The 24,591-nt window shown below is 71.2% G+C and carries 17 protein-coding genes; 10 read left to right on the forward strand and 7 right to left on the reverse strand.

The window, feature by feature from the left end; all coding sequences use genetic code 11:
* Position 1 precedes the first annotated feature (1 nt).
* On the forward strand, positions 2-844 hold the full coding sequence (locus tag UW392_RS21565) for a carbohydrate ABC transporter permease (RefSeq protein WP_320776702.1): 843 nt from the start codon (positions 2-4) through the stop codon (positions 842-844).
* Between the two features lie 90 nt (positions 845-934).
* Entirely contained in the window at positions 935-1,630 is a 696-nt protein-coding gene (locus tag UW392_RS21570; protein ID WP_414496537.1) for a helix-turn-helix domain-containing protein, read from the forward strand.
* Between the two features lie 27 nt (positions 1,631-1,657).
* On the opposite strand, the gene UW392_RS21575 is transcribed toward UW392_RS21570, so the two are convergent.
* Positions 1,658-2,683, reverse strand: a complete 1,026-nt coding sequence (locus UW392_RS21575) for an ATP-dependent 6-phosphofructokinase (RefSeq protein ID WP_320776704.1) — start codon at positions 2,681-2,683, stop codon at positions 1,658-1,660.
* 191 nt (positions 2,684-2,874) lie between these two features.
* On the opposite strand from UW392_RS21575, the gene pta reads away from it, so the two are divergent.
* From pta to pyk, 3 genes are all read left to right on the forward strand, one after another.
* Complete coding sequence (gene pta, locus UW392_RS21580; protein WP_320776705.1) at positions 2,875-4,971, forward strand: phosphate acetyltransferase; 2,097 nt, start codon at positions 2,875-2,877, stop codon at positions 4,969-4,971.
* Positions 4,968-6,179 carry an acetate kinase gene (locus tag UW392_RS21585; RefSeq protein ID WP_320776706.1) on the forward strand — a complete coding sequence of 404 codons (1,212 nt, stop codon included), beginning with the start codon at positions 4,968-4,970 and terminating at the stop codon, positions 6,177-6,179. The genes pta and UW392_RS21585 overlap by 4 nt, the downstream gene beginning before the upstream one ends.
* 98 nt (positions 6,180-6,277) lie before the next feature.
* Positions 6,278-7,705 carry a pyruvate kinase gene (gene pyk, locus UW392_RS21590; RefSeq protein ID WP_320776707.1) on the forward strand — a complete coding sequence of 476 codons (1,428 nt, stop codon included), beginning with the start codon at positions 6,278-6,280 and terminating at the stop codon, positions 7,703-7,705.
* A 79-nt stretch (positions 7,706-7,784) separates the two neighbouring features.
* Here the strand turns inward: pyk and UW392_RS21595 are convergent, their stop codons facing one another.
* From UW392_RS21595 to UW392_RS21610, 4 genes are all read right to left on the reverse strand, one after another.
* Positions 7,785-9,176 carry a hypothetical protein gene (locus tag UW392_RS21595; protein ID WP_320776708.1) on the reverse strand — a complete coding sequence of 464 codons (1,392 nt, stop codon included), beginning with the start codon at positions 9,174-9,176 and terminating at the stop codon, positions 7,785-7,787.
* On the reverse strand, positions 9,166-9,690 hold the full coding sequence (locus UW392_RS21600; protein WP_320776709.1) for a DUF6114 domain-containing protein: 525 nt from the start codon (positions 9,688-9,690) through the stop codon (positions 9,166-9,168). The genes UW392_RS21595 and UW392_RS21600 overlap by 11 nt, the downstream gene beginning before the upstream one ends.
* 113 nt (positions 9,691-9,803) lie before the next feature.
* A complete protein-coding gene (locus UW392_RS21605; protein ID WP_320776710.1) occupies positions 9,804-10,430 on the reverse strand; it encodes a DUF6230 family protein in 627 nt (208 codons plus the stop codon).
* Positions 10,431-11,060: 630 nt separating this feature from the next.
* Positions 11,061-12,038: a tetratricopeptide repeat protein gene (locus UW392_RS21610; protein ID WP_320776711.1), complete on the reverse strand. Its 978-nt coding sequence runs from the start codon at positions 12,036-12,038 to the stop codon at positions 11,061-11,063.
* A 248-nt stretch (positions 12,039-12,286) separates the two neighbouring features.
* Between UW392_RS21610 and UW392_RS21615 the strand changes: the two genes are divergently transcribed.
* Both UW392_RS21615 and UW392_RS21620 read left to right on the forward strand, forming a co-directional pair.
* Complete coding sequence (locus tag UW392_RS21615) at positions 12,287-12,907, forward strand: TetR/AcrR family transcriptional regulator (RefSeq protein WP_320776712.1); 621 nt, start codon at positions 12,287-12,289, stop codon at positions 12,905-12,907.
* 151 nt (positions 12,908-13,058) lie between these two features.
* A complete protein-coding gene (locus UW392_RS21620; protein ID WP_320776713.1) occupies positions 13,059-13,754 on the forward strand; it encodes a hypothetical protein in 696 nt (231 codons plus the stop codon).
* Between the two features lie 70 nt (positions 13,755-13,824).
* On the opposite strand, the gene UW392_RS21625 is transcribed toward UW392_RS21620, so the two are convergent.
* Together UW392_RS21625 and UW392_RS21630 are read right to left on the reverse strand one after the other, a co-directional pair.
* Entirely contained in the window at positions 13,825-14,115 is a 291-nt protein-coding gene (locus UW392_RS21625; protein WP_320776714.1) for a hypothetical protein, read from the reverse strand.
* Between the two features lie 28 nt (positions 14,116-14,143).
* A complete protein-coding gene (locus UW392_RS21630) occupies positions 14,144-21,187 on the reverse strand; it encodes a hypothetical protein (RefSeq protein WP_320776715.1) in 7,044 nt (2,347 codons plus the stop codon).
* 814 nt (positions 21,188-22,001) lie between these two features.
* Here UW392_RS21630 and UW392_RS21635 point away from each other — a divergent pair.
* The 3 genes from UW392_RS21635 to UW392_RS21645 all read left to right on the forward strand — a co-directional run bounded on the left by UW392_RS21635 (position 22,002) and on the right by UW392_RS21645 (position 24,124).
* Positions 22,002-22,478: a quinone oxidoreductase family protein gene (locus UW392_RS21635; protein WP_320776716.1), complete on the forward strand. Its 477-nt coding sequence runs from the start codon at positions 22,002-22,004 to the stop codon at positions 22,476-22,478.
* 160 nt (positions 22,479-22,638) lie between these two features.
* The gene (locus UW392_RS21640; RefSeq protein ID WP_320776717.1) at positions 22,639-23,616 is read left to right on the forward strand and encodes a hypothetical protein; all 978 of its coding nucleotides are present in this window, start codon (positions 22,639-22,641) and stop codon (positions 23,614-23,616) included.
* A gap of 64 nt (positions 23,617-23,680) precedes the next feature.
* Positions 23,681-24,124 (forward strand): nuclear transport factor 2 family protein, encoded by a 444-nt coding sequence (locus UW392_RS21645; RefSeq protein WP_320776718.1) that lies wholly within the window; start codon positions 23,681-23,683, stop codon positions 24,122-24,124.
* Positions 24,125-24,591 lie beyond the last annotated feature (467 nt).

The raw sequence follows: 24,591 nt of genomic DNA on the forward strand, positions 1-24,591 counted from the left end.
GATGGCCCGCGCTTCCCTGGCCGTCCGCCGCTCCCGGCGCCGGCTCGCCGCCGACACGGGACTGCTGCTCGCCGCCGCCGCGTTCGCGCTGCCCCTGCTGTGGGTGGTGCTGTCCGCCGTGGACCCGGACGCCGGGCTCAGGGTGAAGAGCCCCGACGGGCTCACCCTGGACCACTTCGACGCGATCCTCACCGCCGACATCACCTTCACACCGCTACTGAACAGCCTGATCCTCTGCGGCGGCGCGACGGCGCTGACCGTGGCGTGCGCCGCCCTCGCCGCGTATCCGCTCTCCCGGTTCCGGTCGCGGCTCAACCGGCCGTTCCTGGTCTCCGTCCTCTTCGCGACGTGCCTGCCGATCACGGCGATCATGGTGCCGGTGTACGCCCTGTTCGTCCGGGTGAACCTCATCGACACCATGCAGGGGACGATCCTCTTCTTCGCCGCCTCCCAACTCCCCTTCGCCATCTGGCTGATGAAGAACTTCATGGACGGGGTGCCGAAGGAGCTGGAGGAGGCCGCCTGGACGGACGGGGCGTCGTCCTTCCAGTCCCTGCTGCGGATCGTGCTGCCGCTGATGGGGCCGGGGGTGGCGGTGGTGACGGTGTTCTCGTTCGTGATGATGTGGGGGAACTTCTTCGTCCCCTTCATGCTGCTGCTCACCCCCGACCGGATGCCGGCCTCGGTCAGCATCAACGAGTTCTTCGGCAACCGGGGCATGGTGGCGTACGGCCAGCTCGCGGCGTTCTCGATCGTCTACTCGACACCCGTGATCCTGCTGTACGTGCTCATCTCCCGGCGGCTGGGCGGCGGCTTCGCCCTCGGCGGCGCCGTGAAGGGGTGAGGTGTACGAAAAACTCCGCCGCCGTACCTTTCCACGATCCGTATTCCTGGCCGAACAGACGGTAGTCAACTTCCCCCGCCCGCCCCTACCTTGTGGCCCGTGCGCCGACCCGAAGACAGACCCGCAGACGGAACGGACCAGCCCGCCACGCCCTTCGACGCCCTCGCCGCCCGCCGTCTCCGTGCCGCCCTCGGCATGGGGCCCGAACACGTCGCCCGTGACATGCGGGTGTCCTACGGACTGACCTACGTCGGCCCCGACCTCGTCCTCGCCTGGGAGCAGGGCACCGCCTGCCCCGGCAGCGGTGAGCTGACCGCCCTCGCGGGCGCGCTGTGGTGTGCCCCGGACGACCTGGTCGCCCGGCCCCGGACGCTGCGCGAGCACCGCGTCGCCCGGGGGCTCGACCCGGAGGAGGTGGCCCGCGCCGCGGGCGTCGACCTCCGCTCCTACCTGCGGATGGAGGAGAAGGACGCGTGGCGCGGCACCGACCGCCAGTCGGCGGCGCTGGCCGGGGTGCTCGCCCTGTCGCTGCCGGACTTCGTCACCGTCACCGGCCGGGACGGCCGCCTCACGGAGCTGCTGCGCACCGCGGTGACCACCCGCTGGCAGGGCTGCGTCCGGGCGGTCGCCAAGATCGTGCCGCTGGAGCGCAGCCTCCTGGAGGACGTCCTGCGCGAGCTGAACGAGTCCTACCGGGCCAACCTGGCGACCCCGGCCGGCCGGGACCTCGTCGACCGGGTGCCCGAATACTTCTGGACAGCGATCGAGAAGGAGATGAGCGGCTGAGCCGCCCCGCAGGGGGGGCCAGGGGTCCTAGAAGACCGACTCCGCCTCGTCCATGCGGTCCTTCGGGACCGTCTTCAGCTCGGTGACCGCCTCCGCCAGCGGGACCATCACCACGTCCGTGCCGCGCAGCGCGGTCATCCGGCCGAAGTCGCCGCGGTGGGCGGCCTCGATCGCGTGCCAGCCGAAACGGGTGGCGAGCACGCGGTCGTACGCCGTCGGCGTGCCGCCGCGCTGCACGTGGCCGAGGATGACCGGCTTGGACTCCTTGCCGAGCCGCCGCTCCAGCTCGTACGCCAGCGCCGTGCCGATGCCCTGGAACCGCTCGTGGCCGAACTGGTCGATCTCGCCGTGGCCGTAGTCCATGGACCCCTCGACGGGGTGGGCGCCCTCGGCGACGCAGATCACCGCGAACTTCTTGCCGCGGGCGAACCGCTCCTCGACCATCTTGACCAGGTCGGCCGGGTCGAAGGGCCGCTCCGGCAGGCAGATGCCGTGCGCGCCGGCGGCCATGCCGGACTCCAGGGCGATCCAGCCCGCGTGCCGCCCCATGACCTCGACGACCATCACACGCTGGTGGGACTCGGCGGTGGTCTTCAGCCGGTCCATGGCCTCCGTGGCCACGCCCACGGCCGTGTCGAAGCCGAAGGTGCGGTCGGTGGAGGAGATGTCGTTGTCGATGGTCTTCGGCACGCCGACCACCGGCAGCCCGGCGTCGGACAGCATCCGGGCCGCGGTGAGCGTGCCCTCGCCGCCGATCGGGATCAGCGCGTCGATGCCGAAGTCGCTGACGATGTCCGCCGCGTTCTCGCAGGCCTCGCGGAGCCGGTCGCGCTCCAGCCGGGAGGAGCCGAGGATGGTGCCGCCGCGGGCGAGGATGCCGCTGACCTCGTTGAGACCGAGGGCGCGGTAGCGGCCGTCCAGCAGACCGGCGTACCCGTCCTCGAAGCCGATGACCTCGTCGTCGTACTGGGTGACCGCTCGGTGCACGACCGACCGGATCACTGCGTTCAGGCCAGGGCAGTCGCCGCCTGCGGTGAGAACTCCGATACGCATCGTGCTGTGTCTCCTGCTCCCTGTTGACACCGGTGAGGCACTGTCGATTGTTCCATGCCCCACAGGACACCGCCGACGCGGACATTGACGGGCGCCTTATCTATCGCGAGGGGTATTGTCAAGAGGGTTGCGCTCACCTCGGTGGGCGAATTTGTGATGCCGACGGACCGCCCGAGCATTGGAGAGCACGCGTGACCCGCAGCGTGTACGTGACCGGTATCGACCGCGGCGACGGCCGCCAGGTCGTCGAGCTGGGGGTCATGGAACTCCTGACCCGGCAGGTCGACCGGGTCGGCGTCTTCCGCCCCCTGGTCCACGACGGACCCGACCGTCTGTTCGAGCTGCTGCGCTCGCGGTACCGGCTCTCGCAGGACCCCGCGACCGTCTACGGCCTCGGCTACGAGGAGGCGTCCGCGCTCCAGGCCGAGCAGGGCACCGACGAACTGGTCTCCGCCCTGGTCGACCGGTTCCACCTGGTCGCCCGCGACTACGACGTCGTCCTCGTCCTCGGCACCGACTTCGCCGACACCCAGCTCCCCGACGAGCTGGCGCTCAACGCCCGGCTCGCCAACGAGTTCGGCGCGTCCGTGCTCCCGGTCGTCGGCGGCCGCAAGCAGACCGCGGAGTCCGTGCTCGCCGAGACCCGCAACGCCTTCCGTGCCTACGACTCCCTCGGCTGCGACGTGCTGGCCATGGTCACCAACCGGGTGGCCCGCGAGGACCGGGACCTGATCGCGGAGCGGCTCACCGGGCTGCTGCCGGTGCCCTGCTCGGTCGTCCCCGACGAACCCGCGCTCTCCGCGCCGACCGTCTCCCAGATCGCCCACTCCCTGGGGGCCCGGGTCGTCCTCGGCGACGACGCGGGGCTCGCCCGGGACGCGCTGGACTTCGTCTTCGGCGGCGCCTCGCTCGCCAAGTTCCTCGGCGCGCTGACCCCGGGCTGCCTGGTCGTCACCCCCGGCGACCGCGCCGACCTGGTCATCGGCTCGCTCGCCGCGCACAGCGCCGGCACCCCGCCGATAGCCGGTGTCCTGCTCACCCTGGACGAGGTGCCGAACGAGGACATCCTCACCCTCGCCGCCCGGCTCGCCCCCGGCACCCCGGTGCTGGCGGTCTCCGGCAACAGCTTCCCCACCGCCGAGCGGCTGTTCTCCCTGGAGGGCAAGCTCAACGCCGCCACCCCGCGCAAGGCGGAGACCGCGCTCGGCCTCTTCGAGCGGTACGTCGACACCGCCGCGCTCGACAAGCGGGTCTCCGCGCCGAGCAGCGACCGCGTCACGCCGATGATGTTCGAGCACAAGCTGCTGGAGCAGGCCCGCTCCGACCTGCGCCGGGTCGTCCTGCCCGAGGGCACCGAGGAGCGGGTGCTGCACGCGGCGGAGGTGCTGCTGCGCCGCGGCGTCTGCGACCTCACCCTGCTCGGCCCCGTGGAGCAGATCCGCAAGAAGGCCGCCGACCTCGGTATCGACCTCGGCGGCTCGCAGCTGATCGACCCGGCCACCAGCGAGCTGCGCGACTCCTTCGCCGAGCGGTACGCGGCGCTCCGCGCCCACAAGGGCGTCACCGTCGAGCTGGCCTACGACGTCGTCTCCGACGTGAACTACTTCGGCACGCTGATGGTGCAGGAGGGCCTCGCCGACGGCATGGTGTCGGGCTCCGTGCACTCCACGGCGGCCACCATCCGCCCGGCCTTCGAGATCATCAAGACCAAGCCGGAGGCGTCGATCGTCTCCTCGGTCTTCTTCATGTGCCTGGCCGACAAGGTCCTCGTCTACGGCGACTGCGCGGTCAACCCGGACCCGAACGCCGAGCAGCTCGCCGACATCGCCGTCCAGTCGGCGTCCACGGCGGCCCGCTTCGGCGTCGAGCCGCGGATCGCGATGCTGTCGTACTCCACCGGCACCTCCGGTTCCGGCGCCGACGTCGACAAGGTGCGCGAGGCGACGGAGACCGTCCGCGCGCGGCGCTCCGACCTGATGATCGAGGGTCCGATCCAGTACGACGCCGCCGTGGAGCCGACCGTCGCGGCGACCAAGCTCCCCGGGTCCCGGGTGGCCGGGCAGGCGAGCGTGCTGATCTTCCCCGACCTGAACACCGGCAACAACACCTACAAGGCCGTGCAGCGCTCGGCCGGCGCCATCGCCGTCGGCCCGGTCCTCCAGGGCCTGCGCAAGCCGGTCAACGACCTGTCCCGGGGCGCCCTGGTCCAGGACATCGTCAACACCGTCGCCATCACGGCGATCCAGGCCCAGGCCCAGTCCCCGAACGAGAAGGCTGCCGAACAGTGAGCTCCCCCACCCGCGTCCTCGTCCTCAACTCCGGCTCCTCCTCGCTGAAGTACCAGCTGCTCGACATGCGGGACAGCAGCCGGCTCGCGGTGGGCCTGGTCGAGCGCATCGGCGAGCGGACCTCCCGGCTCAAGCACACCTGCGTCGGCGGCGGCGACACCCGCGAGCAGCAGGGGCCGATGCACGACCACGAGGCCGCCCTGAAGGCGGTCGCCGGGGAGCTGGCCAAGGACGGCCTGGGCCTGGACTCCCCCGACCTGGCCGCGATAGGGCACCGGGTGGTGCACGGCGGCGAGTTCTTCAGCGAGCCCACCGTCATCGACGACACGGTGCTCACCGAGATCGAGCGGCTGATCCCGGTCGCCCCCCTGCACAACCCGGCCAACCTCACCGGCATCCGCACCGCGCGGGCGCTCCGTCCCGACCTGCCGCAGGTCGCCGTCTTCGACACCGCGTTCCACACGACGATGCCTCAGGCGGCGGCGCGCTACGCCATCGACCCGAAGATCGCCGACCGGCACCGCATCCGCCGCTACGGCTTCCACGGCACCTCCCACGCCTACGTCTCCCGTGAGACCGCGCGGCTCCTGGGCAAGGCGCCGGAGGACGTCAACGTCATCGTGCTGCACCTCGGCAACGGCGCCTCGGCCTCCGCGGTCGAGGGCGGCCGGTGCGTGGACACCTCGATGGGGCTGACGCCTTTGGAGGGGCTCGTCATGGGTACGCGCTCCGGTGACCTTGACCCGGCGGTCATCTTCCATTTGCAGCGCGTCGGCGGAATGTCCATGGACGAGATCGACACTCTCCTCAACAAGAGGAGCGGTCTCTTCGGGCTCTGCGGGGACAACGACATGCGGGAGATCCGCCGCCGGGTCGACGAGGGCGACGAGCAGGCCGCCCTCGCGTTCGACATCTACATTCACCGGCTGAAGAAGTACATCGGCGCCTATTACGCCGTTCTGGGCCGGGTCGACGCGGTCGTCTTCACCGCCGGTGTCGGGGAGAACGCGGCCCCGGTGCGGGAGGCGGCGGTGGCCGGCCTGGAGGGCCTGGGCCTGGCGGTCGACGGGGAGCGGAACGCCGTACGGGCCGACGGGCCGCGGCTGGTCTCGCCCGACGGCGCCCGGGTGGCGGTCGCCGTGGTGCCCACCGACGAGGAATTGGAGATCGCGACACAGACGTACGAACTGGTCGGGAAGAACAGCTGAGAGCATGGGCAGAATTCACGAGTGAGCACACCGGCGCCCATTTGTACCTTCCGCCAGACGGAATATTCCGCCGCGAAACAAACCGATAGGATCGCCCCATGCGCCGTTCGAAAATCGTCTGTACTCTCGGCCCCGCGGTCGACTCCCACGAGCAGCTCGTCTCGCTGATCGAGGCCGGCATGAACGTGGCCCGCTTCAACTTCAGCCACGGCACCCACGCCGAGCACCAGGGCCGGTACGACCGGGTCCGCGCCGCCGCCAAGGAGACCGGCCGGGCCATCGGCGTCCTCGCCGACCTCCAGGGCCCGAAGATCCGGCTGGAGACCTTCGCCGAGGGCCCCGTCGAGCTGGTGCGCGGTGACGAGTTCACCATCACCACCGAGGACGTCCCGGGCGACAAGACGATCTGCGGTACGACGTACAAGGGCCTGCCCGGTGACGTCACCAAGGGCGACCAGGTACTCATCAACGACGGCAACGTCGAGCTGAAGGTCACCGGCGTCGAGGGCCCGCGGGTGAAGACGATCGTCATCGAGGGCGGCGTCATCTCCGACCACAAGGGCATCAACCTGCCCGGCGCGGCGGTCAACGTCCCCGCCCTGTCCGAGAAGGACGTCGAGGACCTCCGCTTCGCGCTGCGGATGGGCTGCGACCTCGTCGCGCTCTCCTTCGTCCGGGACGCCAAGGACGTCGCCGACGTGCACCGCGTGATGGACGAGGAGGGCCGCCGCGTCCCCGTCGTCGCCAAGGTGGAGAAGCCGCAGGCGGTCGAGAACATGGAGGACGTCGTCGCGGCGTTCGACGCCGTCATGGTCGCCCGCGGCGACCTGGCCGTCGAGTACCCGCTCGAAAAGGTCCCCATGGTGCAGAAGCGGCTCATCGAGCTGTGCCGCCGCAACGCCAAGCCGGTGATCGTGGCGACCCAGATGATGGAGTCGATGATCACCAACTCCCGGCCGACCCGCGCCGAGGCGTCCGACGTCGCCAACGCCATCCTGGACGGCGCCGACGCGGTCATGCTCTCCGCCGAGTCCAGCGTGGGCGCGTACCCGATCGAGACGGTCAAGACGATGTCGAAGATCGTCACGGCCGCCGAGCAGGAGCTGCTCTCCAAGGGCCTCCAGCCGCTGGTCCCGGGCAAGAAGCCGCGCACGCAGGGCGGTTCGGTGGCCCGTGCCGCCGCCGAGATCGCCGACTTCCTCGGCGGCAAGGGCCTGGTGGCGTTCACCCAGTCCGGTGACACCGCCCGCCGGCTCTCCCGCTACCGCGCGGTCCAGCCGATCATCGCGTACACCACCGACGAGTCCACCCGCAACCAGCTGGCGCTGAGCTGGGGTGTGGAGTCGCACGTCGTGCCGTTCGTCAACTCCACCGACGAGATGGTCGACCTGGTGGACCAGGAGATGGTCAAGCTCAACCGCTTCAACCCCGGCGACGTCATCGTCATCACCGCGGGTTCGCCCCCCGGCGTCCCCGGCACGACGAACATGGTCCGGGTGCACCACCTGGGCGAGGCGGGCCGCTAGTAGCGGTCTCCTACGGCATCGAGGGCGCCCCCTGCGTGCGGGGGGCGCCCTCAGCCGTTCGTGCTGCCGTCGCCGCGGCTCAGTCGGTTATGTACTGGTGCAGTCCGGGAACGGTCAGCGTGCCGCCGAACTGTCCCGCCTGCACGACCTTCACCTTGGTGAAGTAGATCAGCGGAATGTCCAGCGGGGGCGGGTTCTCCGGGTCGAAAGTGATCGGGATGAGCCCCAGCAGGTTGCCGGAGATGCTCTCCGTGTACATCACCGTGTCACCGTCGCGGATCGTGGACGTCGACCCCTCGGCGGCCTGCACGTGGTGGGTCTTGCCGGTGGTGTCGTCCTTGACGATCTGGTGCAGGTCGCCGATGTCGGTGCCGCTGGATATGACGTACTTCAGCACCTTCTTCGTCGCCCCGCTCGCGGTGCGCACCTCCACGATCCCCTTGTACGAGGCCCCCTTGAGCGTCAGCGAGCTGGCCTCCAGCTCCCAGGGCTCGTTCGGCAGGGCGAGGGTGTTGTCGACACCGCCCACGTCGTCGGTGGCGACCGGGCAGTCCTCGGCCGTGGCGTCGGCGTCGGCGTCGTCCTCGTCGGAGGCACTGGCGGAGGGGGTGGGGGTGGGGGACCCACTGGCACCGGCGTCGGCGTCGGGGGAGGCGGTGGGGTCGTCGGCGTCGGCGGCCGGGGCGTCGGCGGCACCGTCGCTGCCGCTCCCGTCCTCCGCGTCCTCCTCGTTCGCCGCGCCGGTGTCCTCGGCGGACCCGTCGCCCTCGGGAGCAGCCGCGGAAGCCGAGGCGGACGCGGACGGGGACGGGGCCGCCGATGCCGAGGCGCTCGCGGACTCCTCGGCCCCCTTCCCCCCGGTGAAGAAGTCCTCGATGGCGTCGCCGATGCCCTCCAGCAGGCCGCCGCTCTCGGAGGCGGACGGGGACGGGGAGGCGGCGGCCTCCTCCGACTTCTCGACCGACTTCTCCGTGGAGGCGGACGCGGAAGCCGACGTGGAGGGGGAGGCGGAAGCGGACGGCTCGGGCTCGGTGTCGTCACCGGCCGTGTCGTCGCCCTTGTCGTCGGAACCTGAATCCGACGAAGAGGACGAGTCGCCGTCCGTGCCGCTGTCCGTGGAGCCGGTGCCCTCCGTGCTGCTCTCGCTCGCCGAGGGCGACGGCGTGGCCGACGCGGAGGCGTCGCCCTTGTCGTCCTCGTCGCCCTCCATCGCCTCCACACAGGCCTTGTACTCCTCGGCCGTCAGGCTCTTGGAGGTGGCGGCCGGGTCGTTGCCGTCCGCGACGGCCAGGGTCGGGGTGAACCCCATTCCCATGAGCACGGCCGTCGGCATCGCCGCGAGGGCGAAGACCTTGCCGGTCGGCATGTGGAACCTGGTGAACAGTGGCTTCTTGGGCGCCGCGTGACGCGGCCCGGTTCTCACACGGGACGCTCCCGCATCAGCCGCGTGAGTCACCTCGTCAGCCGGCACTGTGCCTCCCGTTCGTCCCGTTGGACGGGATCGTTCCTGACAGATCGTTGGGCTCGCCCGCCGGACCCTCGGGAGCACCTCCCGGTCCCGTCGCCCCCTCGGCCGGCTGCGGCTCGGCCGGCACACCCGGGGCCCACGACACGGCCATCGCTCCGCCGATGAGCGAGAGCAGGAAGCCGACGACGAAGCCGCCGAAGTTGGACACGGGGATGGAGACCAGAGCGAGCAGGATCGCCGCGACACCCGCGAAGGTCCGCACGTGCTGCTGGAACCAGAGGCTGATACCGAGGACGACCAGCAGCACGCCGATGATCAGGGACCCGGCTCCGGCGGTGGTGGACATCGCCAGTGTCAGAGCACCGAACTTCAGGTGCGCGTACGGGAAGTACATGATCGGGAGGCCACCGAGCAGGACGAGCAGACCGGCCCAGAACGGCCGGGTGCCACGCCAGTTACGGAACTGCTGCCTCCGGCGGGTGAACTGGCCGGGGGCGGCAGGAGTCTCGGCGCTCATGGAAAACAGCTCCCTGGTACAGCGTTGCTGTGGTGGTGATGGGGGCCGCCTCCCTGAAGGCGGCCGGCGAAACGGGCAGGGGCGCGAGACGGCCCCCGCCCGTCAACGAGTGCCTAGTAGCACTCTTCCTTGCCCTTGACGATGGACATCTTCAAGTTCGGGAGCTTGAAGGTTCCGGCCGTGGTGGCCCACGCCGTCTGCTTCACACCGGTCAGCACGGCGGAATCAGCCTGCTGCGAGAAGCCACCCGTGCTGGCGTGGTCGCCGCTCTTCATGCCGGGGCCCTTGTTCATCGCGCCCGCGGCAACGCCGATGTCGATGTTGCTGAACTCGGCGTCTGCCTCGAGGTCGTCGAGGTCGATGTAGAGCTTCTCGGCGTAGACCTGCTTGTCCTGGTCGTCGCTGTTGCCCGCGCCCAACCGCAGGGTCACGGTGCCGACCAGCGGGATGTTGGGCGTGACGACCGACTGGCACAGGTTCTTGATGTATGCCTTGTCGAACGCCGAGACCGCCACGGCGTGGTTGCCGCCGGCGCCCTCGTCGTAGGCACCGTACTGGGAGAAGCCCGTGCCCTCGAGCCGGTCGGCCCGGACCTTGAACTGCTGCCCCGACACACTGAACGAAGCGGCCAGCGCCCCCTGCGCCAGGGCGACACCTATCGCTGCCGTCGCGGCCACGCTGGGCACCATGACCACAGCGAACCGCTTCCATCTGGTCCCGCCACGCACTTGGGACTCCATTTTTCCTCCTTCTCGGACGTACATCTCCTGGCCTCGGCTCGCCCCCGAATGCGGCGGCTCGGCCGGGCAGGGATGGGAGAAGTGCTACGTCCTCGGGAAGGAGAGCGCCCGCGCTCGGCGGCGCGCACCACGCGCCCGAATCACCGGCGATCACCCCCGAGCGACAACCACTGGTCGCGCCTGACACACATCACGCACAACCTTGCCGGACAGGCTCCGCCGGGTGGGCGAAGACCCCCCTGTCCAAGGGCCGGCTCCACTGCCGCCGGTCCTGCTCGGTGGGGACCCAGGAAGCCCCGCGACCCGATTGGCGGTCGGGGTACGGGAATGGACCGAGCGTGGCCGATCGTGGTGCATTCTCGGCTGGCGCACAAGGGGGTTCGTTACTCGCTAGTAACGGCAGGGTCACCGCAGGACGACACGGGGGCCACGACCGGCGACGCTCGGTGTCACTCAGAGACAGGACAAAGGGAGTCTTTCTCGGACAGAACCGAGCACTCCTCAGCCGTCGACTTACTCGCAGTAACAGCGGCCACGATTACCAAGATTTGGCAAAGCGCGGCCGCATTGCTACTCCGGCGCCGTGTTCCTTCACACGGGCATCGCGTCGGGCATCAGCTCGGACATCGCTCAGAACAGGGCACGCGCGAGGGCCCGGCGCGCCGCCGTCACCCGCGGGTCGTCGGCGCCGACGACCTCGAACAGCTCAAGGAGCCGCACCCGTACGGCGTCCCGGTCGTCGCCCGCCGTGCGCCGCACCGTGTCGATGAGGCGCCCGAAGGCGTCCTCGACGTGCCCGCCGACGAGGTCCAGGTCGGCGGCGGCGATCTGCGCCTGGACGTCGTCCGGCTTCTCGGCCGCGTCCTGGCGCACCCGCTGCGGGTCCGCGTCCTGCACGCGCTGGAGCAACTCGGCCTGGGCGAGGCCCAGTTTGGCCTCCATGTTGCCCGGCTCGTCGCTCAGTACGTTCTGGTAGGCGCGGACGGCACCGGCCAGGTCGCCCGCGTCCAGCGCCTGCACGGCGGCCTCCAGGGCCGCGTCGTGCGGTCCGGCCGGGGCGGCGGGGGCCTGCTGAGCGGCGGCAGCGGGGTCGGCCTCGGGGTCGACGGCGAGACCGGTCAGCCCGAAGCGCTCCTCGGCGACCTGCACCAGCTGGTCCAGGGTGGAGCGGATCTGGGACTCGGGGGCGGCACCCTGGAAGAGGGGGAGCGCCTGTCCGGCGACGACCGCGAAGACGGCCGGAATGCCCTGGACGCCGAACTGCTGCATCAGCATCTGATTGGCGTCGACGTCGATCTTGGCGAGGACGAACCGGCCGTTGTACTCGACGGCCAGCCGCTCCAGGACCGGGCTCAGCTGCTTGCAGGGCTCGCACCACTCGGCCCAGAAGTCGATGACGACCGGGACCTCGGTGGACCGCTGAAGTACGTCACGCTCGAACCCGGCCTCGTCTGCGTCGATGACGAGGTCGGCCGGGGAGACGGCTCCGCCGCCGCCCTGCTGCGCGGCCTGGGCGCGCGCCTGCTCCGCCTTCGCCTTGGCCTCCTGGGCCGCCTTCACCGCGGCGAGGTCGACGACCCCGCTCATGGACATGTTCCGTGGCTGCATGCGCCTATCCTCCCCCGTACCGCGCGCGTCCGTGAAAAGCGGCCTGAAACCCGCTCTGATGTGTGCCGTCCGGCGCCGGGTCCCCACCCGGCGCGTGTGGTCGTCGCTCCGGCGGACGGTCCGGGCACGCCCGGCACCCCGCTTTCGCTACGGGTCGTAGCGTAATCCCCGGTGACCCTCCGGCGATACGGCCTCTTGGTGATCTCCCTCACGGACCAGCCCGGCAAACCCGCGGTTAAGGTCGGGGGATGCCGAACAGCTCCCCCGCCGGCCGCGCCGGCCGTCCGCGCAGCGCGGCGGCCGATGCCGCGATCCTGGCCGCGACGCGGGAGGCGCTGGTCGAACTGGGCTGGTCGAAGCTGACGCTGGGGGACGTGGCGACGCGGGCCGGGGTCGCCAAGACGACCCTCTACCGTCGCTGGGCGGGCAAGAACGAGCTGGTCGTGGACGCGGTAGCGGAACTCTTCGACGAGCTGCGGCTGCCGGACCGGGGCAGCCTGGCCGCCGACATCGAGGGTGTGGTGCTCCAGTTCGCGGCGATCCTGGCCCGCCCGGAGGCGCGCAGCGGGCTGATGGCGGTCGTCGCCGAGTCGACGCGGGACGCGGCCCTGCGGGAACGCATCCGGTGCTCGATCGTGGCCCGGCAGAAGCGGCTGGTCCTGGAGGGCCGCGCCCGTGCCCAGGCGCGCGGCGAACTTCCCCCCGAGCCGGACCCGGACCGGGCCGCCCGCACCGCGGACCTGATCTTCGACATGGTGGCGGGCGCGGTGGTGCACCGCACTCTGGTGAGCGCGGAACCGGCGGACGGTGAATGGATTCGGGGGCTGTCCCGGGTGCTGCTGCTGGGGCTGAACGGCGCAGGAGCGTAGCCGAAACGTAACAAGGGAAAGCCGTATATATCTGCCGGTCATATCTGTAGAGTTCCTGTGCCCATGCTCTCGTTCGTTCACCGAGTTACACCGGTTACGCCAGAACAGGAACAGATCAGATATGAGACTCCGCAGGATTCTTCCCGTTGCCATGATTCTGCCGGGTCTGCTCGCGATATCCGCGTGCAGCGACTCGGATGAATCCGACGACAAGAAGACTGCGGCGGCGTCCGCGACGCCCACGCCGTCGAGCGCGGAGGACAAGGCGGCGGCGGAGGCGAAGAAAGCCGGTGCCGTGACCCCGCAGGAGCTGGAGAAGGCCACCATCTCCGGAAAGCGCAAGGGGTTCGAGTTCAAAAAGGTCGCCAAGGCGGAGGTCGAGGCGGGCAGGGACATGAAGGCGAACAAGACGGAATGCCAGCCGCTGGCCAGCCTGGCCGGCGGTTACACGCACATCGAGGCGTTCAGCACGGTCCACCGCTCCCTCGACCCGACCGAGGCGAAGAACGCGACGGTGGGCTCGATGTGGCTGTCCACCCTCTCCGAGAAGGACGCGGAACGCGTCATGTCGGACCTGCGCGCCGCGCTGGACGACTGCGCCGACGGCTTCAAGACGCTCGGCCTGACCTACAAGGACGTCAAGTCGGTCAAGGTGTCCAAGCTCGGGGACGAGGCGGTCGGCTACCGCATCACCAGCGTCGTCGCCAAGCAGTCCGTGCCGATGACGTACACGGTCGTCCGCAAGGGCGGGGTGGTCGCGGCGTTCTACGGGGTGAACATGCTGGACGCGGACGACGCGGCGATCCCGGAAGCGGTGGTCGAGGAGCAGGTGAAGCAGGTGGGGTGACCGCGGGACCGACCGACTCGTGAAGAGAGGGCCAGCCGCATGGGTGGCCCTCTCTTCTTGACGGTCCGAATCAGTCACCGATGAATTGCAGGTAACCGGTCCGCTTGTAGACCCATTCCGCGCTCTCTCTCAGTCTTCTCAGTACAGGTGTCAGACTGTCAGCGGGCAATGTGTCCATCTCCCGCACGAGCTGATACGCCTGCTTACTGTTGAAGAGCGTTTCCTTGTACTCGCTGATACCCCAGCGAACACTGGTGTCCGGAGCGTCGAGGACGAACTGGAACAAAGAGCGTTCCGGATCGTCCGTGAATCTGTCCTCGATGCCCCTTCCTCCATTGAGGACGCGGACCGCGATACCCATCGTGCTCTCTTCCGTCAAACTAGTCGAACTATACGGGGTACATGGTGACGATGTCCCCGTAGATGGAGACGACGATCTCGACCATCGGCGTGGGTGATCCGCCGGTCTTGGTGACACCGATGTTTCCGAGGCCGGGGTTGAAAGAGCACTTACGGTAGCTGGGCGCCGACCCCGGCAGCCAGTCCGAGGCGGAACTGCACGACACCGCCGCCTGCATGAAGATCTGGAGCAGGCGCGCGTCCGTGGTCTTGTCGTCCCAGAGGCCCTTGCCCGGATCGACCTTGGACCCGCCCCGGAAGTGGTACTCCCGGACGTCCGTGTAGAACCATGGGGTCATGTAGACCCGTCCGTCGGCATCACACAGATCGGGGACGTGCCAACTCGGGTCCTCGTCATCGTCGTCGTCAGCGGCTCGCATCAGCTGCGCCGAAGCACCGGGAACCAAGCAGGAAGGCGCGACCTTCCGCATCCTCGTCAGGATTCCCTGGTACTTCTCCACCATGCGCTTGGCCCATTTGGTGGAGTCGACGAAGGAGTCGAACGCCTTGCCTATGCGGTAGAGCGCCTTGGCCACGGGACCGATCTTCGAGAACGGGATCGCGATGGCCGAACCCACGTCCACCAGCGCCCACATGCAGTCCTCGAAGTCCCAGGTCTCCAGGCACGCCTTGACGTTCCCCAGACCGAAGACCTCGATGAGGATGTCTCCACCGTTCTCCTTCACCCAGGCGATGACGTCCTTGGCGGACAGATCCCGCATGGCCTTGTACTCGTCGACGCACACCTGACCGCAGTACGCTCGCAGCAGGTCCTCGTCGTCCATGGAGAGCTGCGGCCCGTCGTACCGGACACCGTCCTGGACCACCTGCGCACGCTCCTCACGCGCGCGCTCCCGCTCCTCCTCCTCGGCTCGCAGTGCGGCCGCGTTGGCCTCGTCGGCGAGGTTCTGGGCGTTGGCTGCCGCCGCTTCCGCCTCGGTGGCGTCGCTCTCGGCCTGCGTCGCGGTATCCCGTGCGCTGGCGGCGTCCTGCTCCGCTGTGGTGGCCGCCGCACGGGCGCTCGCGGCGTCGCGTTCGGCCTCGGTGGCCGCACGGTCGGCGGCCACCGCGTCGGACTCCGCCTCGTTCGCCGCGAAGTTGGCGTAGAAGGCGTCGTCACCGGCCTGCTGGGCGTACCCGGACGCGTTGTCCGCCGCCTGCTGCGCCCCCTTGGCCGCCGTGGCGGCTTCCGCGGCCGACGACCGGGCACGCTGGACCGCGCGGGCCGCGCGCTCCGCGTCCTTGGCCGCGGCCGCTGCCGCCTCCGCGGCGAGCTTGGCGTCGGCGTCGGCCTGTTCGGCGAGGCGTTGCGCCTCGTCGGCGAAGTCCGCCGCCTCCGCCGCCTTGGCCTCGGCCGCGGCGGCCTGCTGCTCGGACAGGGTGAGCGCGCTCTGGCCGGTCAGTACGGCGAAGGCGGCCGAGGCGTCGGTCTCCTGGTACGGAGTACCGATGGCGATGGCCTCGCCGGCCGGCACCGCCGCCTGGGTGGCGGTGTCCCGCGCGGCGGCGGCCGAGACCGCCGTCGCGTAGGCGTGGCCCGCCGTCTCCGCCGCCCACTTGGCGGTCTGAGCGGCCTCGCTCCTGGCGGCGGTCGCTTCCTTCTTGGCCGTCGCCGCGGCCTCGGACGCCTCCTTGGAGAACGCCTCGGCGTTCTTGGCGTTCCGCGCGGCCGCCTCCGAGGCGTCGATCGCCTCGGCGGCGGCGGCGTGGGCCGCCGCCGCAGCACCGCTCGCGGTGAGGTAGGCGGCCCAGGCGTTGTCGGCCGCGGCACGCGACCGCTCCGCCGCGCCCTGTGCCCTCGTCGCCGCGGCACGCGCCGCGATGGCGGCGTCAGTGGCTTCGTCCGCCGCCGCGCGTGCGGCGATCGCGGCGCTGGTGGCCTCATTCGCCGCGGTACGGGCCTCGGTGGCCGCCTCGCGGGTGGCCTCCGCGTCGGCCGTGCCCTCCGCCGCAGCGGCGGCGGCCTCGGTGGCGGCCGCCCGGGAGTCGGCGGCCTTCTTGTCCCGCTCGGCCACCACCGCCCGGTCACGCGCGGCCTTGGCGTCGGCCTCGGCGTCCTGCGCGTCGGCGAGCTTCCGCGACGCCGTCGCACCGGCGGTCTCCGCGTCCGACCGTGCCGAACTGGCCCTGCCCTGCTCCTCCAGGGCGACGGCCTCGGCGGCGCCGGCCCGGTCCCGCTGCTGCTCGGCCTCGGCCCTGGCCGCCGCCGCGTTGGCGCGCTCCAGTTCCGCGACCGCTCGCTGGCCCTGTGCCGTCGCCGCGGCCTGGCGGGCCGTTTCCTCCTCCTTCTCCGCCGTGGCCCGCGCCGCCTTGGCCTTCGCCGCGTTGGCCTCGGCCTCGTCGGCTTCCCTGTCGGCGCTGTCCGCGGCGGCCTTGGCCTGGGCGGCGGCCTCCTGGGCGGCGATGCGGCGGAACTCGGTGTTGACCGCGTGGGTCTCCGTCTGGGCCAGGGCGAAGAGTGTCTTGGACTCGGAGACGGTGGCCGCGGCGGCGTGCGAGGCCGTCTCGGTCGCCTTCGCGGCGGCCTGGGCGGCGGCGCCGGAGGCGCGGGCCACCTGCACCGACTGCTGGGCGTACATCAGGCCCCGGCCGCGCGGCACCTCGCCGGCGTCGGCGATGCCGTAGGCCTGCTGCTGGGCGGTGACGGCGCGGGTCGCGGCGGTGGAGGCCGCGGTGGCCTGCTGCTTGGCGGAGGCGGCGAGCGCCGCCACCTTGCCGCGGGCCCGGGCCAGATCGGCGTCGGCCCGGTCGAACAGGGACTGCTTGGGCTTGAGGATGTGGTCCGGTTCGGCCTTCAGCTGGTCGTGCCAGTACTTCTGCCAGATGAGGATCTGCTCGGCGAGCCACGCCTGCCCGATGGCCTCGATCATGTCGTCGGTGGCCTCGCGGGTGGCCGCCGCGGCGTCCGCCTCGGCCTGCATGATCGCGGCGCGGGGCGCGGACTGGGCGGCGTACTCCGCCTCCCACTCGGCGCTGGCCTGGGAGACCACGGCGCTCAGCCGGTTGCGCGGGTCGACCGGGTCGGCGGAGTCGCACGCGGACCACGCCTGCTTGAGGTTCTCCACCTCGACGCGGAACTCGGTCGAGCCCTCCTCAGGGGCTTTGCTGACGAAGCCGCCGTGCTGGAGGTAGGCCGCGATGTCACTGGCGGTGGTGCCGCCGGAGAAGCGGGTGTTGTTCAGCGACGAGTCGCGCAGCAGGTCGACGGCGGCCCAGTCGAACCAGGCGTCCTTGCCCTGGTTGGCCTCGGTGATCTCCTTGGCGCGGGCGATGGCCTCCGTACCGGCGTTGCTGTGTCCGTCCCAGCCCAGCCGGCCCGCCAGCTCCTCCTGCGTGAACAGGGTGAACTGGAGGATGTCCGCGTCGAACTCGGGCGCGTGCAGCGAGATCTCGTCGCTGAAGGAGCTCATCGCGTAGGGGCGGTTGGCGTCCTCCAGGCCGGTGGTGCGGGCGGTGGAGGCGTCCCGGTAGGCGAAGGCCGCCCTGGTGTCCACGTCCCTGGCCTGGCCGAGGGGTTCGAGGCCGATCCAGCCGCTGTCCCCGATGACCGCGTGCAGTTCGTCGTCGGTACCGGTCAGGCCCTCGATGGCCTTGGCCTTCATGTTCGCGCCGCCCGCGTGCAGGGCGACCCCCGCGACGCACCGGTCGAGCCGGGGCGTGCTGCGGACGTCGCTCATCAGCGCGGTCAGCTCGTTGAGCCGGCGCAGCGCGTTGTCGGCGTCGATGAAGACCTGGGCGATGCCGGTGCTGACCTGCTCGATCGCCTGGGTGAGGGCCGGGATCCGGCCGACGATGACCGAGGAGGACGGGATGTCGACGATGCCCCACAGGCACTCCTCGACGTCGTAGTCGGCGAGGCACACCTTGACCTCGGCGGTGCCGAGCTGGTCGAGGAGGATCTGGCCGCCGTGCGCGGCGGTCCACTCGACGACGTTGACCGATACGGCGGCGAGGGCGGCCCGGTAGTCGTCCACGCAGGTCTGGCCGCACTCGTCGAGAAGGATCTGCTCCTCCCGTTCGCCGAGCGCGGGCCAGTTGTCCGCGCCGCCCTCGATCGGGGTGCTGCCGTCCTCCAGGGCGTCCTGGTGCTCGGCCTCGTTCTGTTCGCGCTGTTCCTGTTCGGCCTGTGCGGCGGCGTCCTCGGCGGCGGTGCTGTCCGCGTCGGCGGCGTCCGCCTTGGCCTCGGCGTCCTTGGCGTCCTGTTCGGCCTTGGCGGCTGCGTCGGCGGCGTCACCGGCGGCGCCGGTGGCCTTGTCGGCGGCCTCGCCGGCCCGGTTGGCGTCCCGTTCGGCCTCGGTGGCGTCGCGGTCGGCCTGTACGGCCTCGGTCTGGGTCTCGTCGGCGGTGAGCCGTGCGCTGACCGCGTCGTCGCCGGCCTGCCGGGCGTAGCCGGAGGAGGCGTCGGCGGCCTTCCCGGCGGCCTGCTGCGCGGCGGTCGCCTCGGCGGCGGAGGCCTGCGCCCGCGAGACGGCCTGGGCGGCCCGTACGGAGTCGTTGGCGGCCTGCGCCGCCGCCTCCGCCGCGATCTTCGCGTCGCCCAGAGCCTGGTCGGCGAGTTGCTGCGCCGCCTCGGCGGCCTCGGCGGCTTCCGCGGCCTTCGCCTCTGCTGCGGCGGCCTGCTGCTCCGCCAGTGTCTTCGCCGACTGTCCGACGAGGACCGCGAACGCGGCCGAGCTGTCCTTCTCCTGGTACGGGGTGCCGACGGCGACCGCGTCCGTCGCGGCGGCGATCGCCTCGTTGGCGCTGTCGCGGGCGGCGAGCGCGGCCTGGCCGGCGGCGTAGGCGCGGCCGGTGGCGGTCGCTGAGGTCTTGGCGGCCTCGGCGGCCTCGGTGCCGGCCGCCGCCGCCTGCTGCCCGGCCTTCTTCGCCGACTCGGTGGCGTTCTCGGAGGCGGTGGCCGCGTTGTCGGCGCGGAGCGCGGCGTCCTGTGCGGCGTCCAGCGCGTCGGCCGCGGCGGCGTGGGCGGTGGCCGCCGCGCCGGTCGCGTCGAGGTAGGCCGACCAGGCGTCGTCGGCGGAGGCCTGGGCTCTCGCGGCGGCGCCCTCCGCCTTGGTGGCGGCGGTACGGGCGATGACCGCGGCGGCGGTGGCGTCGTCCGCGGACTTCTGCGCGGAGGTCGCGGCGTCGGCTGCCTCCCGCGCCGCGGACTTCGCCTGGTCGGCGGCGTCACGGGTCTCGCCGGCGGCGTCGGTGCCCTCGGCGGCGGCCGCGGCGGCCTGGAGGGCGGCGGCGCGCGCGGCGGTGGCCTGCTTGGTGCGCAGGGCGGCGACGGCCGCCTCCCGCGCTGCTTGGGCGGCCTTCGCCTTCTCGTCGGCCGTCTTCCGCTTGCCCGCCGCCACGTCGGCGGCGGTCGCGGCGGTGGTCTTGGCCTGCTCGGCGGCGGTCTTCCCCTCCGCCGCGCGCTGCTCGGCCTCCTCGGCCTTGGCGCGCTCGGAGGCGGCGGTGACCCGGGCGGCGACGGCGGTGGCCTTCTCCAGTTCCGCCTTGGCGCGCTGCTCCTGGGCGGTCCCGGCGGCCTTCCGCGCCTTCTCGCCCTGCTCCTCGGCGGTGGCCTGGGCTTTCCTGGCGGCGGTGGCGTCGTCGTCGGCGGCCTTCGCCTCGGCCTCGGCGGTGTCGGCGGCGGCCTTCGCCTGGGCGGCGGCCTCCTCGGCGGCGACCCGGCGGAACTCGGTGTTGATCGCGTGCGACTGGGTCTGCGCCTTGGCGAGCAGGGTCTCGCTGTCCGCGACGGTGGCGTTGGCGGCCTCCAGCGCGGTGGCGGTGGCCTTGGCCGCGGCCTCGGCGGCGGCCGAGGAGGCACGGGCGACCTGCACCGACTGCTGGGCGTACATCAGGCCCCGGCCGCGCGGGACGTTGTCGGCGTCGGCGATGCCCCACGCCTCCTGCTGCGCGGTCACCGCCTTCCGCGCGGCCTCGGCGGCGTCCTCGGCGTGCGCGGCCGAGGAGGTCACCAGGGCGGCCACGTTCTCCCGGGCCTGGGCGAGGTCGGCGTCGGCCTGGTCGAACAGGGCCTGTTCGGGCTTGAGGATGTGGTCCGGTTCGGCCTCCAGCTGATCGTGCCAGTACTTCTGCCACGCCAGCTTCTGCTCGGCCAGCCAGGCCTGCCCGATGGCCTCGATCATGTCGTCGGTGGCCTCGCGGGTGGCCGCCGCGGCGTCCGCCTCCGCCTGGATGACGGTGGCGCGGGGCCCGGCCTGTGCGGCGTACTCCTGCTCCCACTCGGCCATCGCGGTCATCACGGGGGCGTTGAGGACGCGCCGGGGGTCGACCGGGTTCTGGTGGTCGCAGGCGGCCCACGCCTGCTTGAGGGTCTCGGCCTCGACGCGGTACTGGGCGGTGCCCTCGGCGGGCGCTTCCGTCAGGAACCCGCCGTGCCGGAGGTAGGAGGCGATGTCGCTGGCGGTCGTACCACCGGAGAACCGCGTTTCGTTCACATTCGAGTCGTCAAGCATGCTGGACGTGGCCCAGTCGTGCCAGGTGTCCTTGCCCTCGTTCTCGGCGGCGATCTCCCTGGCCCGGGCGATCGCCTCGGCGCTGGCGTTGCTGTGTCCGTCCCAGCCGAGCCGGCCCGCCATGTCCTCCTGGGTGAACAGCGTGAACTGGAGAATGTCGGCGTCGAACTCGGGCGCGTGCAGCGAGATCGTGTCGCCGAACGAGCTCATCGCGTAGGGGTGGTTGGACTCCTCCAGGGCGTCCTTGCGGGCGTTGGAGGCGTCCCGGTAGGCGAAGGCCGCGTCGGTGTCCAGGTCCCGGGCCTGTCCCAGGGGCTCAAGGCCGATCCAGCCGACGTCCCCCACGATTGCGCGCAGTTCCTCGGCGGTGCCGGTCAGGCCCTCAATGGCCTTGGCCTTCATGTTCGCGCCGCCGAAGTGCAGCGCCACACCGGCGAGACAGCGGTCGAGGCGCGTGGTCTCGCCGATGCTGTTGCGGAGGTACCCGGTGTCCTCCTCCGGGGTGGTGTCGGCCGCCGCCGGCGTGGCCTGGACCAGGCCCGTCAGCACGGCCGCCGCCGTGACCAGTGCGGTACCGCTCAATGCCGTCCGTACGGCATCGCGCATACGTCGTCGGCGTCTGCCGACGTCTCTGACCGATGACATTCCGTCTCTGCCCAACCATCTCTTCGACGTTCGGCAGCTTCAGCCATGGGCATGCCAGGCACGGCGACAGCCGCCCAGGTGAGGCCCCCTCGGCACGACTCGCGCCGGCGCCCGCCCCCCACGAAACCGGCGCCGCCGCTTACGTCGCGAGACTCTCACGCTGCGGCTTTCACGGAAAGATCAAACGATCTTCATGAAACTCTCAGGCGCGAACAGCAAGGGACATTCCGATCGCACCTTTACTGATCCTTTACCCACAGCGTGCAACCGTGCGGTCACCCCTTCCGGAGTTCGTACTCCACCCGGGCGGGGACCTCGGCGTAGACAGACGGATCGGCATGGCACCGCTCGGACAGGCGGGGTGGAACATGTCGGGGTCGAGCGGCTTGAGCGGCTTCACCAGTAGTACCCCCGCGGTGGCCGGATACCTATGAAGTAACCAGTACCCCCTGCCCTACCTTCGCGTCAGCGGCGCGTCCGGCCGCCGCCCTGCCGCCCCTTTGATGCGAGGTAAGCATGCGTGCTGTCCGCTTCCACGACTACGGACCACTCGAAGCGCTGCGCGTCAACGACGTGCCCATCCCCCAGCCGCGCCCCGGTCAACTGCTGGTCCGGGTCCCCGCCGCCGGCATCGGGTTCGCCGAAGTCCAGATACGGGCCGGTCTGATGCGCGGGACCGCTGCCCTGCCCCGACGGACTGGACGACCACACGGCCCTGGCCCTCCTCGGTCAGGGCTCGACGGCGGCCGGAGTGGCCCGCGCCGCCGCGCTCCGCGCCGGGGACACCGTCCTGGTCGAGGCCGCCGCGGGTGGCGTCGGCAGCCTGCTGGTGCAGCTGGCCCGGCGCGCCGGTGCCACCGTGATCGGCGTCGCCCGGGGAGAGCGGAAACTGGCCGTGGCCAAGCGGCTCGGCGCGGACACGGTGATCGACTACTCCGCGCCGGACTGGCACGAGCGGGTACGCGACGCGGCGGGCGGCAGCGTCCAGGTGGTCCTGGAGACCACGGGCGGTCCGGTGTCGGCCGCCGCGTTCGACCTGCTGGCCGCCGGCACCGGCCGCATGGTGCTCTACGGCACGACCAGCGGACAGGCACCGCGCGTCGGCCCGCTCGCCGTGTATCACCGGGGTGTCTCCGTGACCGGCTTCTCCTCCACGGCGCTGACGGCGGACCAGCGGGCCCGGCTGCGCGACGAGGCGTTCACCCTCGCCGCCGACGGTGGACTGTAGCCGATCGTCGGCGCCGTACTGCCGCTCTCGGAGGCCGCCGCGGCGCACCGCGCGTTCGAGGACCGCATCACCATCGGCAAGACCGTCCTCACGCCCTGAACACCCCGCTGCAGAAATAATTCACCTCCGGCCGGCCGGCGAACCGTCATAGTCGATATCCATGACGCGCGACGACCTCACCGGCTCGGGCCCGGCCGACGCGGCACTGCGTCGGATCCTGTCCCGGGCCGACGCCCCCGAACTGCTGGAACTGCTGGACCTGCTGGCCGACAGGATGCCGGGCGCGGACCTGACCACGCTGCTGCTGGAGGTGTTCCGGCGCCGGGCGGAACGCCTCTCCCCGGCCGAGGTGATGCGGCGCTACCGCAACGACCGGTTCATGACCCCGGCACCGGTCGAGTTCAGCGCGCTGCGCCGCACCGAGGACGCGTTGGTGTCAGCACTGCCCGACGGCTTCGAGATGCTCGTACTCGCCCCGGTGGTACCCCTGGCCGCGCATGCGGCGGTGGCGACGGTCGATCCGCGCAAGGTGATCGCGACGGTACGGGGCAGCGAGGTGGCCGCCGACCCGACCAACGCCCTGGCGCTGGAGGCCGCACACCGGCGCTCCCTGGCCCTGACCGCCGACCCGCGGTCCCCTACGCCGGTCCGGCTGGCGGCGAGTCAGCGAGTGACCCGTGCCCAGAGCTTCAAGAGCCCTGGAAGCCTCGCCCATTTCCAGGTCTTCGGCCTGGTGACGGCCGGACGGGACACCGGCAGCCACCGCTTCGACCGGCACCTCGCCGAGCACCTGGAGTTCGCCGCCAGGGCCACGGCCGGCGCCGGAGCCCGGGACACACAGATCCGGCTGACCGCCCTGGAGGACGCGGCCGGCGAGGTCGTCGAGCGGACATGCCACCACCTCTCCGGACTGCCCGGAGTACAGGTACGCGAGGATCCCGACCGGGCCACCGGACGCGGCTACTACACAGGCGTCTGCTTCAAGGTCTTCGCCGACATCGGAGGCGAGCATGCGGAAGTCGGCGACGGCGGCTTCGTCCCCTGGAGCCAACTGCTCACCGGCAACCGCAAAGAACGCCTGCTGATCAGCGGCTTCGGCGTCGACCGTCTTGCCGGGGCTTTCACATCGGAGTCATGACGAAGGAAACGTCACGGCGGAAATCGATTGACCCGCCCGCTCGGCCCCGCCACGATCGGATGCCATGTCCACAGCATCACCTCAGGCCACACAGACCGTCGTACGGGAATTGCTGCGCAGAATCGGCGAGGGCGACCCCGAGCGCATCGCGGAACTGTACGCCGAGCGGGTCGACTGGAGGCTGGACTGGCCGGAGGAGGAGCACGGCCGGAAGGCCACACCGTGGATCCGCCACCGGTCCACCCGTGCCGATGTGGCCGCCCACTACCGCGAACTCGTGGAACACCACGTCCCCGAGCACGTCGGCACGGAGATCGAGCGCGTCCTCGTCGACGGCGACCACGCGGTGGTCCTGGGCGAGATCGGCCAGACCGCCCGCCCCACCGGCCGCGCGTACCGGGCCCGTTTCGCCCTGCATCTGACGATCGAGAACGGCCTGGTCACCCGCCACCACGTCTACGAGGACAGCCTGGCGGTCGTCCGTGCCTTCGAGCCGGAGAACGGCTGACGGGACCGTGCTCAGGCGCCGGGCACGAGACCTGGCTGGTCGGCCTTGACGCCCGCGACGTACGCGGCGTACTCGGATTCGGTGAGCGGGATGATGTGCTCTTTCTCCTTCGGGTTCACGCTTCCTTCCAGACTCCTGCGGAGCTTAACGCCACGGGTCGTGACGTCGTCCAGCAGGGAATTGAACTGACCTCGCATGCCCTCGTTCTATCGATCACTTACCGCAACGCGGCCCTCTGATGATGGCCTCGACGGTCGGCGGGGTGACCTGACCCGCCCGCACCGATGAGGCATCGCCCCAGAAGACAACGGCCTTCCGGGGCGGTGCGGCCACCTGCCGCTAGGCGGGAATCGCGGTCAGCCGCGCGATGATCTGATCGATCACCCCGACATCGACGGCAACCCGCCACGACCGGGGACTGCGCGTCCGCACGCCCTGTGGGGGCGGCGGCGCGGCCACCGGGGCCG

Source organism: Streptomyces sp. CRN 30, assembly GCF_034105845.1.